The sequence below is a fragment of the Mycobacterium attenuatum genome (assembly GCF_900566085.1).
GTDB classification, from domain to species: domain Bacteria; phylum Actinomycetota; class Actinomycetes; order Mycobacteriales; family Mycobacteriaceae; genus Mycobacterium; species Mycobacterium attenuatum.
Genome location: NZ_UPHT01000072.1, coordinates 1 through 14,216, shown reverse-complemented (window position 1 = coordinate 14,216; position 14,216 = coordinate 1). Strand labels below are relative to the sequence as shown.

Annotated in this window: 13 protein-coding genes; 8 read left to right on the top strand and 5 right to left on the bottom strand. The window is 66.4% G+C overall.

Going from position 1 to position 14,216, the window contains the following annotated elements:
- Positions 1-47: 47 nt before the first annotated feature.
- From opcA to EET13_RS12010, 3 genes are read left to right on the top strand one after another with little or no spacing between them, the layout of a single operon-like run.
- On the top strand, positions 48-959 hold the full coding sequence (gene opcA / locus EET13_RS12020) for a glucose-6-phosphate dehydrogenase assembly protein OpcA (protein ID WP_122442503.1): 912 nt from the start codon (positions 48-50) through the stop codon (positions 957-959).
- Positions 956-1,696: a 6-phosphogluconolactonase gene (pgl, locus tag EET13_RS12015; protein WP_122442502.1), complete on the top strand. Its 741-nt coding sequence runs from the start codon at positions 956-958 to the stop codon at positions 1,694-1,696. Before opcA ends, pgl begins: the two co-directional genes overlap by 4 nt.
- Positions 1,697-1,746: 50 nt before the next feature.
- Entirely contained in the window at positions 1,747-2,145 is a 399-nt protein-coding gene (locus EET13_RS12010) for an ATPase (RefSeq protein ID WP_122442501.1), read from the top strand.
- A 64-nt stretch (positions 2,146-2,209) separates the two neighbouring features.
- On the opposite strand, the gene EET13_RS12005 is transcribed toward EET13_RS12010, so the two are convergent.
- Together EET13_RS12005 and ppc are read right to left on the bottom strand one after the other, a co-directional pair.
- Positions 2,210-2,992 carry a bestrophin-like domain gene (locus EET13_RS12005; protein ID WP_122442500.1) on the bottom strand — a complete coding sequence of 261 codons (783 nt, stop codon included), beginning with the start codon at positions 2,990-2,992 and terminating at the stop codon, positions 2,210-2,212.
- A 257-nt stretch (positions 2,993-3,249) separates the two neighbouring features.
- Complete coding sequence (gene ppc, locus EET13_RS12000; protein ID WP_122442499.1) at positions 3,250-6,081, bottom strand: phosphoenolpyruvate carboxylase; 2,832 nt, start codon at positions 6,079-6,081, stop codon at positions 3,250-3,252.
- 69 nt (positions 6,082-6,150) lie between these two features.
- Between ppc and secG the strand changes: the two genes are divergently transcribed.
- Genes secG through EET13_RS11980 form a run of 4 tightly spaced genes read left to right on the top strand, consistent with a single transcriptional unit; the run spans position 6,151 to position 10,006 of the window.
- Positions 6,151-6,384, top strand: coding sequence for a preprotein translocase subunit SecG (gene secG / locus EET13_RS11995; protein WP_122442548.1), 234 nt, complete (start codon positions 6,151-6,153; stop codon positions 6,382-6,384).
- 19 nt (positions 6,385-6,403) lie between these two features.
- On the top strand, positions 6,404-8,737 hold the full coding sequence (locus tag EET13_RS11990) for a xanthine dehydrogenase family protein molybdopterin-binding subunit (protein WP_122442498.1): 2,334 nt from the start codon (positions 6,404-6,406) through the stop codon (positions 8,735-8,737).
- Complete coding sequence (locus EET13_RS11985) at positions 8,724-9,230, top strand: (2Fe-2S)-binding protein (protein ID WP_122442497.1); 507 nt, start codon at positions 8,724-8,726, stop codon at positions 9,228-9,230. Before EET13_RS11990 ends, EET13_RS11985 begins: the two co-directional genes overlap by 14 nt.
- Positions 9,227-10,006, top strand: coding sequence for an FAD binding domain-containing protein (locus tag EET13_RS11980; RefSeq protein ID WP_122442496.1), 780 nt, complete (start codon positions 9,227-9,229; stop codon positions 10,004-10,006). Before EET13_RS11985 ends, EET13_RS11980 begins: the two co-directional genes overlap by 4 nt.
- 127 nt (positions 10,007-10,133) lie before the next feature.
- Here the strand turns inward: EET13_RS11980 and tpiA are convergent, their stop codons facing one another.
- From tpiA to gap, 3 genes are read right to left on the bottom strand one after another with little or no spacing between them, the layout of a single operon-like run.
- A complete protein-coding gene (tpiA, locus tag EET13_RS11975; protein ID WP_122442495.1) occupies positions 10,134-10,919 on the bottom strand; it encodes a triose-phosphate isomerase in 786 nt (261 codons plus the stop codon).
- The gene (locus EET13_RS11970) at positions 10,916-12,166 is read right to left on the bottom strand and encodes a phosphoglycerate kinase (RefSeq protein WP_122442494.1); all 1,251 of its coding nucleotides are present in this window, start codon (positions 12,164-12,166) and stop codon (positions 10,916-10,918) included. Before EET13_RS11970 ends, tpiA begins: the two co-directional genes overlap by 4 nt.
- Positions 12,167-12,168: 2 nt before the next feature.
- Entirely contained in the window at positions 12,169-13,200 is a 1,032-nt protein-coding gene (gap, locus tag EET13_RS11965; RefSeq protein WP_122442493.1) for a type I glyceraldehyde-3-phosphate dehydrogenase, read from the bottom strand.
- Between the two features lie 401 nt (positions 13,201-13,601).
- Here gap and EET13_RS11960 point away from each other — a divergent pair.
- The coding region (locus EET13_RS11960) for a hypothetical protein (protein ID WP_122442547.1) at positions 13,602-14,216 on the top strand (615 nt) is incomplete at its 3' end.

Here is a 14,216-nt window from a genome sequence, read left to right as displayed (position 1 = left end):
CGCGCCGGCGACGATGCACTGCGAAGCAGTGAGAAGGAGCGGCGCTAATGATCGTCGACCTGCCCGAAACCACCACCACCGCGGTCAACAAGAAGCTCGACGAGCTTCGCGCCAAAATCGGCGCCGTCACCATGGGCCGGGTGCTGACCCTGATCATCGCCCCGGACAGCGAGGCGATGTTCGAAGAATCCATCGAGGCCGCCAACTCCGCCAGCCATGAACACCCCAGCCGCATCATTGTGGTGATGCGAGGTGACCCGTACGCCGAGAAACCGCGCTTGGACGCCCAACTGCGGGTGGGCGCCGACGCAGGTGCGGGCGAGGTCGTGGTGCTGCGACTGTCTGGACCGCTGTCCGGCCACGCCGACAGCGTCGTCATTCCGTTCCTCCTGCCCGACATCCCGGTGGTGGCATGGTGGCCCGACGTCGCTCCGGCGGTACCTGCCCAGGATCCTTTGGGCAAGTTGGCGATTCGGCGCATCACGGATGCCACCAACGGTGTCGACCCGTTGTCGGCCATCAAGAGCCGGCTGCCCGGATACACCGCGGGCGACACCGACCTGGCCTGGAGCCGGATCACCTACTGGCGCGCGCTGCTAACCTCCGCCGTCGACCAGCCACCCCACGAGCCGATCGAGTCGGCACTGGTCTCCGGGCTCAAGAGTGAACCAGCGCTTGACGTCTTAGCCGGCTGGCTGGCCAGCCGGATCGACGGTCCGGTGCGCCGCGTCGTCGGCAAACTACAAGTCGAGCTGGTGCGCAAGAGCGAGACCATCGTGCTGAGCCGGCCCCAGGAGGGCACCACCGCCACGCTGAGCCGAACCGCCCGGCCCGATGCCCGGGTCCCGTTGGCGCGCAGGGTAACTGGGGAATGCCTGGCCGAAGATCTGCGTCGGCTGGACCCCGACGAGATTTACTTCGCCGCATTGGAAGGCATCAAGAAGGTGCAGTACGTATGAACCTTGACGTCCAGACCTTTCCGGACAGTGAGAATCTTGTTGAGGCAGCCGGCCAGCGACTGATCCGGGCGATCGACAGCGCGGTGGCAGCCCGGGGCCAAGCGCTGATCGTGCTGACCGGCGGCGGCAACGGCATCGCGCTGCTGCGGTATCTCGGCACGGCCGGGCCGCGGATCGACTGGTCCAAGATTCATCTGTTCTGGGGCGACGAGCGCTACGTCTCCGAGGACGACGATGAGCGCAATGACAAGCAGGCGCGCGCAGCGCTGCTCAATCACGTCGACATCCCGCCCAGCCAGGTGCATCCGATGGCCGCCAGTGACGGTGAGTTCGGCACCGACCTGGACGCCGCTGCACTGGCCTACGAACAGATACTGGCAGCCAATTCCGCACCTGGTCAGCGGGCACCGAATTTCGACGTCCACCTGTTGGGAATGGGGCCCGAAGGACACGTCAACTCGTTGTTCCCCCACACTGCGGCCGTGCGAGAGACCACCCGTCTGGTCGTACCTGTCGACGACTCCCCCAAGCCCCCACCGCAGCGAATCACCTTGACGCTGCCCGCAATACAGCGATCACGCGAAGTGTGGCTGATCGTGTCCGGCCGGGCCAAGGCCGACGCGGTGGCCGCTGCCGTCGCCGGCGCGGACCCGGTCACGGTGCCGGCGGCCGGAGCGGTCGGGCGTGACAAGACGGTGTGGCTGCTGGACGAGGAAGCCGCAGCCAAACTCGGGTGACATTGCCGCTGGACCGACCGCCCGCCCTGACGGGTGCAATGAGCGCGATAATGACCGTCATGGCGGACAGAAGCGTGCGCAGCGGGCCGGAAAGAAGCCGGATCAAGACCCTGACTCAGGCGGCGCTGAACGCCGACAAGACGGTGGAGCAGGTCGAGGACGTCCTCGAAGGGCTGGACAAGACGATGAAGGAGCTAAACAGCTCGCTGTCGGCTCTCAATGCCACGGTAGAGCGCCTGGAGGGTGGCCTGGACCATCTGGAAGGCACACTGTCGAGCCTGGACGACCTGGCCAAGCGGCTCATCGTGCTGGTCGAGCCGATCGAAGCCATCGTCGACCGGATCGATTACATCGTGAGCCTGGGCGAGACCGTGATGTCCCCGCTGTCGGTCACCGAGCACGCGGTTCGCGGTGTGCTGGCACGGCTGCGCAACCGCTCCGTGCGTTAGATCGCGACCGGCACCGGCCCGGATCGGCTGTTCGAAATGCGACCTCGGGGCCGTGCGTGGTCGATCAGGTGCCCCGGTCCACCGAGTCGAACACCTGTAGTGACTGCTGAAAGGACTCGGGTGTGATCCCCCGGTGGGTCCCGAACGGATGGTCGAGAAGGAACACGATGCACAACAGTTGGCCGAGCAGGACTGCGATCGTGCCGGAGACGACCATGTGGCCGAGGGTGCTGCCCATGCGCAGGAAGGCGGTCAGCGTTACCAGCACCATCCCACCGAATATCAGTACCGTCCACAGCAACGGGGGTATTCGCGGCTTGGCATCGATGATCCGGGTGGCACGGTCCGTCGCCAACACACTCAGCTGATTGAGAAACGTCTGATTGATCGGCCCGGACTCGACGCCTGACGGCTGACCGCCAATGACGCTGTACATCCCAGTGATCTCAGCTCGCGCGCTGTCGCTGGTAGCGCCCCGACTTTGACTCTCCCATTCGGGACCCGCGACCGCGGTCGCGTACTGACGCAGCAACTGCCTCAGCTGGGTCTGCTCCGGTTCCGGCATGGCAACAGTTTGCCGGTACATCGTCGTCAGAGTGGCCGCCTCGTTGGCGACCACCGCGTGCGCGGCGTAGAACTGCTGCCAAGCGACCACCACGGTGAAGCCGAGCAGAGCGCCGTAAACGAGACCCACGACGGTGATGAACGGCGACATCGTTCCGTTGTGCTCCTTGCCGACTTCCGGCATGACGCGATTGGTCAGCGATATCGCAGCCACGGCAATCGAAATCGCGACGACGACCACGAGAAGCAGAAGTAGCCACACGGGCAGGCCGGATACGTCCATGGGTCAGTCAGCGGCGCGGTGTCTGCCAGGCAGACCCGTTTCCCCATCCCCTTTCAATCGGTGCGGCGGCCACGAAGCCGATTCAGGCAGTGCGCGTTGTCACTTCAATCCACTGTTCGACGTTGTCCAGCACAAGTTACGGCCCCGCTCCCAGAGCATCAAGCGAAGCAATCGCTTCGCCGCGGCGTCCACGGTCGTTACCGTGTCGGGGCCGCACGGTTCTTCCGGCCGGCGGGTTCGCGACCGTCTCGGTCCCATTACCCACTGTTTCGCAGCGCGCTGGCCAACCCGTTCATCGTCAGCAGAATGCCGCGCTGCACCAATTCGTCGTCCTCACCCGAGCGGTAACGACGCAGTAACTCCACCTGAAGGTGATTCAGCGGCTCCAGGTAGGGGAAGCGGTTGAACACCGAACGCGCCAGTGCCGGGTTGTCGGCGAGCAGGTCGTCGTGGCCGGTGATGCGCTTGTACATGGTGATGGTGCGGTGGTGTTCGTCGCTGATCCTGTCAAAAACCCTGCGCCGCAACGACTCATCGGCTACCAGATCGGCATAATGGGCGGCCAGGCCCAGATCGCTCTTGGCCAGCACCTGCGCCATGTTGGACAGCACGCTGCGGAAAAATGGCCACCGCTGATAGAGATCGTGCAGCACCTCCAGCCGGTCGGCCTCGCTTTCCGGGCCCGCCGCGATCCATTGCTCGAATGCCGTTCCGGCGCCGTACCACCCGGGAAGCATCACCCGCGACTGGCTCCATGCCAGCACCCATGGAATGGCGCGCAGGTCAGTGATCGACGAAGTGGGCTTGCGCGACGTCGGTCGACTGCCGATGTTCAGGGACCCGATCTCACTGACCGGTGTGGACGCCATGAAGTACTCGACGAAACCCGGTGTCTCATGGACTAATTCGGCATACGCGCGCTGCGACAGGGCGGCGACCTCTTCGAGTACCGCGTACGCCGGGGCCGCCGTGTCACCAAGGCCCTCGACATCCAGCAGCGTCGATTCCAAGGTTGCCGCCAACAAGCTCTCCAGGTTGCGCCGCGCCATCTGCGGCTCGGCGTATTTGGCCGCGATAACCTCACCCTGCTCCGTTAGACGCAACGAACCGCTCACCGCGCCCGGTGGCTGCGCCAGGATGGCCTGATAGCTGGGACCGCCGCCACGGCCGACCGTACCACCGCGACCGTGGAAGAGCCGCAACCGAATTCCGGACTTACGGGCCGTCTCGACCAGAGCCAGCTCGGCGCGGTACACCGCCCAGTTGGCGGCCAGATAGCCGCCGTCCTTATTGGAATCGGAGTAGCCGAGCATCACTTCCTGCATGCCATCGCGGGCCGCGACCAGGCCCCGGTACAGCGGAAGGTCAAGCATCGCTTGCAGAATCGTCGCGCCGTTGCGCAGGTCTTCGATCGTCTCGAACAGCGGGGAGATGCCCACGGGGCAGTACGGTTGCGGCCCCGAGGCATCCAGCAGGCCGGCCTCTTTCAACAGGATCGCGGCCTCCAGCATGTCCGATACCGAGCGGCACATCGAAATGACGTAGTTGGGCACCGCCTCGGGACCGTAGGTCCGAACCGCATGGGCGGCGGCGGAGATGATGTCCAGCTCACTACGCGCCAGCTCGGACAATTGCGCCCGTTCGCCGATCAGCGGCCGACGGGTGCCGAGCTCGCCGACCAGCACCGCGACCCGCCCTTCTTCGGGCAGTGAACTGTAGTCCGGGTGCACCCCGGCCCACGCCAGCAGTTCACCGACGACTTCCTCATGCACGTCGGAGTTTTGCCGCAGGTCCAGGCCACACAGGTGAAAACCGAAGACGTGCACGCCTTCTCGCAACAACGCCAACCGGTCCTCGGCCAATAGCGCACTGCCGTGGCTGCGCAACGACGCATCAATGACGTCGAGGTCGGCGCGCAGCTCGTCCGGCGTGGCGTATGCCGGCAATCCCAGGTCAAGCCGCTGCTGCGGTTGTTGATCCAAGATCTCGGCGGCGGTGGCGCTGAGCCGGGCGCGGACTACCCGCAACGCCCGCCGGTACGGCTCGTCATCGCGGGCCTGATCCGGGCAGGCGTAGGCCAGCGCGGTCAGGGCGGGCGTGACGGTAAGCAGGCGAGCCGACATCGACAGCTCCTGCTCGAGTTCGGTGAGTTCCGCGAGATAGTGCGACAGCGCGGTGTACGCGGCGCCGCCGGTGGCCACCCGCACCACCTCGGCGGTCACGTTCGGGTTGCCGTCACGGTCGCCGCCGATCCAGGTTCCCGGTTTGACCATGGGCTCCGACAACAGGTCGGCGTCGGGCCAGCGGCCTCGCAGTGCCGCTCGCACCTCCGCATTGACCTGCGGGACGACCTTGAAGAACGCCGACGGGTACAGCCGCAGCCCGACGGCGATCTCGTCGCTGATCTGCAGCCGCGAAAGGCGGATCAGGGCGGTCTGCCACAAGGTGAGAACCTGGCGACGCAATTCCGATTCGATGCTGCGGCCGTCGTCGGTCTCGGTATGGCCCTCGGCGTGTAGCCGCATCAGCTCGGTGATGCGGTGCTGGGTGACGAAAATGGTGCGCCGCCGGATCTCGGTGGGATGGGCGGTGATGACCGGAGACACCAGCGCGCCTCGCAATGCGTCGGCGACCGTGGCCGAATCCAGCTCGGCCGATTCTTTATTGGAGTCAAGTTTCACGTATGTGGCGGCCAGGCTGCTGTCCTGCGGCGGTTCGCCGGCGGCGACGTGAACGGCGCGGCGCCGTTCCCGGTGGATGTCTTCGGCGACATTGGCCAGCAAGGCGAAATGGCTGAAGGCCCGGATGACCGGAAGCGCCCGGTGGATGTCGATGCCGTCGAACATTCGCACCATCTCGGCCCGGTCGATTTCGGAGCGGCGCACCCGGAAGGCTTCCACTCGTGCCCGCTCGACGAGCTCGAAGATTTCGTCGCCGTTCTGCTCACGCACGGTGTCGCCGAGGATGGAGCCCAGCAACCTGATGTCGGCGCGCATCGGTTCGGTCGCCTCGCGTCCCAGCCGCGTCCGGTGAACATCGCCGATCGGTTCCAGCGCGGCATCGAATACCGCGTCGGCAGCATCAACCATGCGTCCCAGTATCAGCGACCTGCCCTCCCGGCGCCCGTTATCCGTCGGTTGTTGGGTAGGCTGCCGGTCATGGAGTTGGCCCTGCAGATCACCTTGGTGATCACCAGCGTGCTGGTGGTGTTGCTGGTGCTGCTGCACCGCGCGAAGGGCGGCGGCCTGTCGACCCTGTTCGGCGGCGGTGTGCAGTCCAACCTGTCCGGGTCAACCGTCGTCGAGAAGAACCTGGACCGGTTGACACTGTTCCTTGTCGGCATCTGGCTGGTGTGCATCGTCGGCGTGGGTTTGTTGATCAAGTACCGCTGACGCGTCGTACCTGACCCCGGTGCGGCTCACCCATCCGTCGGAGCTTGGTTCCGGCCACGATGCCCCGGGGCCGCTGGCCCGGTCGGAACACGACCTGGTTCGCGGTACCGGCAAGTATGTGGATGCCATCCGTTTTGCCGGCGAAGCGCACGGATGCCTGGTGCGCGCACCGCTGCCGCACGCCTGGATACGGCACATCGACAGCTCCCGGGCGGCGAACGCGCCGGGAGTTCTGAGCGTCATCACCGGCCGCGACATCGCGGCGACGATCCGTCCGCTGAGCTGCGTCATCGGCACCGCCCGCGTCGCTGCCGACCGTGCGGTGTTGGCCGTGGACCGGGTGCGCCACGTCGGTGACGGTGTCGCCTTCGTGGTAGCCGAAACCCCACGCCAGGCCGCCGCGGCCGCCGCTTTGGTCGACGTCAACTATGAGCCGCTGGCCTACCGATGCGACACCGACTCACCCGATATGGAGGTGCCCATCTGGGCCGAGGCACCCGACGACGTGTGCTTTGACTGGCGGTTCGGCGATCCACAGGCGTGCCGGGAGCTTTTCGCCGCGGCCGATCACGTGGTGCGCATGACGCTGGCGTCACCGCGGATTGTTCCCTATCCCATCGAACCGCGCGCGGCCGTCGGCCTATACGACGAACAGACCGACACCATGACGTTGCTGGCGAATACCCAAGGGGTGCATTTCGTGCGCAACGTGTTGGCCCGGGCCTTCGACCGGGATCCGCGGCGGTTGCGGGTGCTGACGCCGACGGTCGGTGGCGGTTTTGGCGTCAAGATCTACGCCTACCCCGAACACGCCCTGGTGCTCGAATCTGCACGGCGGCTGCGGCGGCCGGTGCGCTGGACCGCCACCCGTTCGGAGTCGTTTCTGTCCGATACCCAAGGGCGCGGGCATGTCACCGACGCGGCGATCGCCCTGGACAAAGACGGCCGCTTTCTCGCGCTATCGGTCCGGCCCATTGTTGATCTGGGCGCTTACCTGTCGCAGCTGGCACCGCTGACCGCGACCGGGGTCGGTGCGCCGGTACAGACCGGGGCCTACCGCTTTCAGGCCGTCGAGATCAATGTCCGAGCCATGTTCACCAACAACGTGCCGGTCGACGCCTTTCGCGGAGCGGGCCGCCCGGAGGCGACCTACGTGCTGGAACGACTCATCGACCGAGCCGCCCGCGAGCTGGGTTTTGATCCGGCCGCGCTGCGAGCCCGCAACCTGCCCGCCACCCAGACAGAGCCCATTACCGCGACGACGGGGCTGGTCATCGACGGCGGCCGGTTCCTGGACAACCAGATCCGGTGTCTGGACGTCGCCGACCGTGCCGGGTTCGACGCGCGCCGGCGAGAATCGGCCGCGGGTGGACGCTTGCGCGGATTCGGTTTTGCCAACTATCTCGAAGCCAACGGCGGGCTGCAGGTCGCCGCGGCCATGAGCGGCGGCGCCTTTCCCGTCGAGTGCGCCACCCTGACGTTTTCCGGTGACGGCCGCCTGGACATCGTCGTCGGAACCCAATCGAGCGGGCAGGACCATGCCGTGCCGCTTCAGCAGCTGGCCGCCCAGCGGCTCGGCATCGACCTCGACCGCATCACCGTCCGCGAAGGCGACAGTTCGACCGCGCCATGGGGCGCGGGTACCGGCGGCTCCAAGTCAACGCTGACCTCGACCGCTGCGCTCGACAAGGCACTCGCCGATGCGGTGCAGCGGGGTAAACAGGTACTCGCCGACAAGTGGGGTGTGACCGCCGATGCGGTGAGCTATGACAACGGCCGGTTTCTCGCCGATGCCGATGCGGGCGAATGGTTTTCGTCCTCGATCATCGAAGTGGCCGAGCACTGGCCGGGAGCCCTCGACGGCCAGTCCGAGATCAGCTTGCGCAACGGCAGCTTCGCCAACGGCTGCCATGCCTGCGAACTCGAGATCGACCCCGAAACCGGCGACGTCACGGTGCTCCGCTATGTGGCGGTCGACGATTTCGGACGGGTTATCAACGAACAAGCGGTGCGTGGCCAGGTGCAGGGCGCGGTGACGCACGGTATCGCCCAGGCGCTGCTGGAGCGCGCACCCGGCTGCGAGGAACTGATGCGCATCGCCGCTGGCGACGCTGCGGCCTACGCTCCCCCGACGGCATGCGAGATACCCGATGTCGAATGGGTGGACAACGGTCTGCCGTCGACCACCAATGTGTTGGGCGCCAAGGGCTGTGGTGAATCCGGCACGGCTGCGGCGCCCCCCGCTGTGATGAACGCCATCGCCGATGCGCTCCGCGACTATCCGGCCGCAGCCCGCATCCAGATGCCTGCCCGCCCCGCCGTCGTCTGGAAGGCCATCCATGACGGCCATTGAGCCTTCCGACACGGTCAGGCTCACGGTCAACGGTGCTCCTGCCGAAGTGAACGCGGCCCCGCACGACCGGCTGGTCGACATGTTGCGTGGTCCGCTCGGACTCACCGGCGCCGCGATCGGCTGCGACACGGCCGTGTGCGGGGCTTGCACCGTGTTGCTGGACGGCTGCGCGGTGAAGTCCTGCACCGTTCTTGCGTTGCAGGCCAACGACACTGACGTTGTCACCGTCGAAGGTTTGGCCACTCCGGATTCACTGAATACATTGCAGGACGCATTCCTGCGCCATGGCGCCGTGCAATGCGGCTACTGCACCGCGGGCATGCTGGTGGCCGGGGTTGATCTGCTGAACCGCCACGGCGCGTCGCTGGATGAGGCCACCATCCGCAATGGCATTTCCGGAAACCTCTGCCGCTGCACCGGCTACCGCAGCATTGTCTCGGCTGTCGCCGAGGCTGCCGCGGCGCTGGCCGCCGAAGACGGGCGGGCGCGTTGAGTAGCTGGCGCTATCACCGTCCCGCCACGGTCGCCGAGGCGGTCCGGCTGCTCGACACCGGCGGTGCCGTCTTGCTGGCCGGCGGGCAAACCCTGGTACCGGCGTTGGCCAGGACACCGGCCAGGTCGGCGACACTGGTGGACCTCGGTGCGATAGCGGGGCTGCGCGACATCACGGCCAGTGATGCCGAGATCCGGATCGGTGCAATGGCTACCCATACCCGCATCGCTACTGATCCCGTTGTTCGGCAAGGAATTCCGTCGCTGGCCCGGCTGGCTTTCGACATTGCCGATCCGCAGGTGCGCAACCGCGCGACCATCGGCGGGTCGGTGGCGTACGCCGATCCGGCCGGCGATTACCCGGCCGCCTGCCTCGGATTGAGCGCCACGGTGATCACCGACCGGCGCCGCATCCCGGCCGCGGAATATTTCACCGGCGCTTTCTGCACCGCGTTGACTGATTCGGAAATGGTTGTCGCGCTGTCTTTTCCGACATTCCCCCAGCTGTTGCGAGCTGCGTATGTGCGGTTGCCCAATCGAACTGCGCGTAGTGCGCTGGTCGGGGTGATGGTGGCCGAGGCGGAATCCGGATTTCGGGTCGCCGTCGGCGGTTTGGCCTCGGGTCCCCTACGGTGGCCCGAGGCCGAAGCGGCACTGGACAATCGGCTACACCCGGAGGCGCTGCAAGACCTCGCGTGCCCGCTCGGTGCCAGCGACTATCTGGCGCATATGGCACGGGCGCTGGCCGTGCGCGCGGTGCAATCGTTGGCCACGTGACCACGCGGGCGGCTTATCGAAGGGGTGACGCGGGACGCAGCGCGGCGAAATCGCTGCGGCTTAACGCCGCAATGTGATTCATGAGCGGACCGTGGTGCGTCAGTGGCCGTGGAAGCGCGTGGCCAGGCTACGGCAGCGGCCCCCCGGCCGCGATGGCCGCCAGCGTCGCGAACTGCTCCCCGTCCAGCGACGCTCCACCGACCAAGCCGCCGTCGATGTCGTCCTGGGCAACCAGGTCGGCGACGTTCTTCGCGTTCATCGACCCGCCGTAGAGCACCCGGACGGTCTCGGCGATCTTCGCTGAAGCCAGCGAGGCCAACTCTTTTCGGATCGCCGCGCAAACCTCTTGGGCGTCGGCGGCGCTGGCCACCCGCCCGGTACCGATCGCCCAGACCGGCTCATAAGCGATGACGACGGACCCGATCTGCTCGGCTGAGAGCCCGGCCAGCGAACCACGCAGCTGTTCGACGTTGTATGCCACGTGGTTTCCCGCTTCGCGCACGTCGAGATGTTCCCCGATGCACACGATCGGCGTGAGCCCGTGCTTGAGCGCGGCGGCAGCCTTGGCGGCCACCAGGGCGTCGTTCTCGTTGTGGTACGTGCGCCGCTCGGAGTGTCCGACAATGACGTAGCTGCAACCCAGTTTCGCCAGGAACGCGCCACTGATGTCACCGGTGTAGGCGCCGGAGTCGTGGTGCGACAAGTCTTGGGCACCGTAGGTCAACCGCAGCTTGTCCCCGTCGACCAGCGTCTGCACGCTGCGCAGGTCGGTGAACGGCGGGATCACTGTGACGTCAACCTTGTCGTAATACTTGTCCGGCAACGCGAATGCGACCTTTTGCACCAGCGCGATCGCCTCGAAGTGATTGAGGTTCATCTTCCAGTTGCCGGCGATCAGCGGCTTGCGGCTCACGACTGTCCGCCTTCCTCGTTGTGACCGGGCTGGGACTCACCGAGCACCTCGATGCCGGGAAGCGTCTTGCCCTCAAGGTATTCCAGCGACGCTCCGCCGCCGGTGGATATGTGCGAAAAAGCGCTTTCGGGGATGCCTAGCGCACGCACCGCGGCCGCCGAGTCGCCGCCGCCGACCACGCTGAAAGCTCCTCGCCCGGTCGCGGCGGCAATCGCCTCGGCGACGCCTCGGGTTCCCGCCGCATACGCGGGAAATTCGAACACGCCCATCGGCCCGTTCCAGAACACGGTCCTGGCGTTGGACAGCAGCGTGGCGAAGCGTTTGACCGATCCCGGGCCGATATCCAGGCCCATCAGGTCCTTGGGAATCGCATCGGCGGCGACGGTCTGGGGCGGGGAATCGGCGGCGAACTTTTCGGTCACCACCATGTCCACGGGCAGCCGCAGCACGTCGTGGTAGGTGTCGAGCAGTCTGCGGCAAGTGTCGACCATGTCATCTTCCAGCAGCGACGTGCCGACCGAATAACCCTGAGCGGCAAGGAAAGTGAAACACATTCCACCGCCGATGACGATGCTGTCGGCTTTGGTCGCCAGCGACTCGATCACTCCGAGCTTGTCCGACACCTTCGATCCGCCCAGCACCACGGCGTAGGGCCGCTCGGACGACTCGGTCAGCTGCTCGAGAACCCGGATCTCCTCGGCGACCAGGGTCCCGGCATAGTGCGGCAGCAACGTTGCTACGTCATACACCGAGGCTTGTTTGCGGTGCACCACACCGAAGCCGTCGGAGACGAACACGCCTCCCGGCGACACCAATTCGGCAAGCTGTCGGGCCAGGGCAAGGCGTTCGCCGTCGTCCTTGCTGGTCTCCCGCTTGTCGAACCGGACGTTCTCCAGCAACAGGACGTCGCCGTCGGTCAGCCCTTCGGCGCGGGCCAGCGCATCGGCGCCTACGACATCACCGGCCAACTGCACATGCCGGTCCAGCTGCTCACCGAGAGCGGCGGCCACCGGCGCCAGCGACAGCTTCGGATCCGGGCCAGCCTTGGGACGACCCAGATGCGCGGTGACCACGACCCTGGCCCCGGCATCGACCAACGCCCGCAACGTTGGCACCGACGCGGTGATGCGGCCCGGGTCGGTGATCACGCCGTCCTCATCGAGCGGAACATTCAGATCGGAGCGCACCAATACACTGCGACCCGAAACGCCTTCGGCGAGAAGGTCTTTGAGGGAATGAACAGTCACGGTTAGAGCGACTTGCCGACCAGCGCGACCAGATCGATGAGGCGGTTGGAGTAGCCCCACTCGTTGTCGTACCACGACACCACTTTCGCCTGGCCTTCGATCACTTTGGTCAGCCCGGAGTCGAAGATCGAGCTGTGCGGATCGGTGACGATGTCTGTCGAGACGATCGGCGCGTCGTAGTACTTCAGAATGCCCTTCAGCCGGCCTTCGGCAGCGGCCTTGAACGCCGCATTGATCTCCTCGGCGGTAGCCGGCTTGGCCAGGTCGGCAGTCAGGTCGGTGGCCGAGCCGGTCGGGATCGGCACCCGCAGCGCATAGCCGTCGAGTTTGCCCTTGAGCTCGGGCATCACCAGGCCGATAGCCTTGGCCGCGCCGGTCGAGGTGGGGACGATGTTCAACGCGGCGGCGCGGGCACGGCGCAGGTCTTTGTGCGGACCGTCCTGCAGGTTCTGGTCCTGGGTGTAGGCGTGGATGGTGGTCATCAGGCCTCTGACGATGCCGAACTCGTCGTGCAGCACCTTGGCCAGCGGCGCGAGGCAGTTCGTGGTGCACGAGGCATTGGAGATGATGTTCTGGCTGCCGTCGTACTTGTCGTCGTTGACCCCCAACACGATGGTGAGGTCCGGGTCGGTCGCGGGGGCCGAAATGATCACCTTTTTGGCGCCGGCGTCCAGATGGCCCTTGGCTTTGGCGGCGTTGGTGAACAGGCCGGTGGATTCGACGACGACGTCGACGCCGAGGTCGCCCCACGGCAATGCCGCCGGTCCTTCCCGGACCGCCAGCGCCTTGATCTTGGCAGCGCCGACCACGATCGTGTCCTCACCCTCGAGGCTGACGTCGTGAGGCAGCCGGCCCAGGATCGAGTCGAATTTCAGCAGGTGAGCCAGCGTGTGGTTATCGGTGATGTCGTTGACGGCCACCACCTCGATGTCCGCTCCAGAACCGCCTGAGGCCTGCTCCTGTTGAGCCAATAAGGCCCGGTAGAAGTTGCGGCCGATTCGACCAAAGCCGTTGATGCCTACCCGGACCGTCACTTGCCTCTCCCTGCCTTTCGATGTCCGCTTATCAGTCCGCCGATGAGCGTCTTGCCGTCAGCCTAGATCAGTGACCCGCACCAACGCCCCGCCGGTAAGAGTCCCGGGCCGGCGCAGCTGCGCAAACCCCGGGTCAGGCCTGGGGCCGGTTGCGGCCAGATGCGGCCACAGGGCATCGACGGACCGTCCGACAACGCACGGCTGCCCAAGACCCTTCGCCGAAGAAAATTGACCCCCGAACGTCACCATTTGGAAACGGCGCGGTGCGGCGCGGCTCGTGTTTGACGTCGGCTGCCGAGAATTGTGCCCGGTCGGCTAGACACGAGTGCAGTAGGGCTACGCGGTGCTGCTGCACGTTCTGACTGCGGAAATGCTGGGTGCTGATAAGAGGAGTCGGCGTGATGACGGTCTTTGATCGGTTCAACTTGAAAGTCGTTGCCTGCGCTGGCTTATGCGGGGCCGCTATAGCGTTGAGCCCGAATGCGGCTGCCGCCCCCCTGAAGACCGGCGGCTACGGATGCGTCCAAGGAATGGCGGGCGAGGCTGGGGCGCCGGCGGCCGGCGGAGCGGCCGCAGCCGGTGCTGCTGCCGCGTCCGGTGCGTGCTGCGCCCCGGGCGGAGCAGCAGCCGGGGGCGCAGCAGCAGCCGGGGGCGGAGCAGCAGCGGGTGGCACACCGACCGCAGCCGGGGGCGGAGCAGCAGCCGGGGGCACACCGACCGCAGCTGGCGGACCAGCAGCCACCAGCGAGGTATGTGCGGCCGCGCTCACCGATATGTCTGGTGTTCCGATGGTGGTGCCCGGGCCGGTTCCGGTGCTGCCGGCCGGTGCTCCGCTGATTGACCTTGGGCCTGCCGTTGCCCCGGTGCCGGCGGTGGCACCCGTGCCGGCGGTAGCCCCCGTGCCGGCGGTAGCACCCGTGCCGGCGGTAGCCCCCGTGCCGGCGGTAGCACCCGTGCCGGCAGTAGCCCCGATACCCGCCGTGGCCCCCGTGCCGTTGCCCGCTGCGGTCCCCGTA

What these genes read in the sequence shown, in the direction of transcription:
- ppc (WP_122442499.1), bottom strand. Translation starts at nt 6,081, where the DNA reads ATGGTTGATGCTGCCGACGCGGTATTCGATGCCGCGCTGGAACCGATC.
- secG (WP_122442548.1), top strand. Translation starts at nt 6,151, where the DNA reads ATGGAGTTGGCCCTGCAGATCACCTTGGTGATCACCAGCGTGCTGGTG.
- EET13_RS12005 (WP_122442500.1), bottom strand. Translation starts at nt 2,992, where the DNA reads ATGGACGTATCCGGCCTGCCCGTGTGGCTACTTCTGCTTCTCGTGGTC.
- EET13_RS12010 (WP_122442501.1), top strand. Translation starts at nt 1,747, where the DNA reads ATGACCGTCATGGCGGACAGAAGCGTGCGCAGCGGGCCGGAAAGAAGC.
- opcA (WP_122442503.1), top strand. Translation starts at nt 48, where the DNA reads ATGATCGTCGACCTGCCCGAAACCACCACCACCGCGGTCAACAAGAAG.
- pgl (WP_122442502.1), top strand. Translation starts at nt 956, where the DNA reads ATGAACCTTGACGTCCAGACCTTTCCGGACAGTGAGAATCTTGTTGAG.
- EET13_RS11985 (WP_122442497.1), top strand. Translation starts at nt 8,724, where the DNA reads ATGACGGCCATTGAGCCTTCCGACACGGTCAGGCTCACGGTCAACGGT.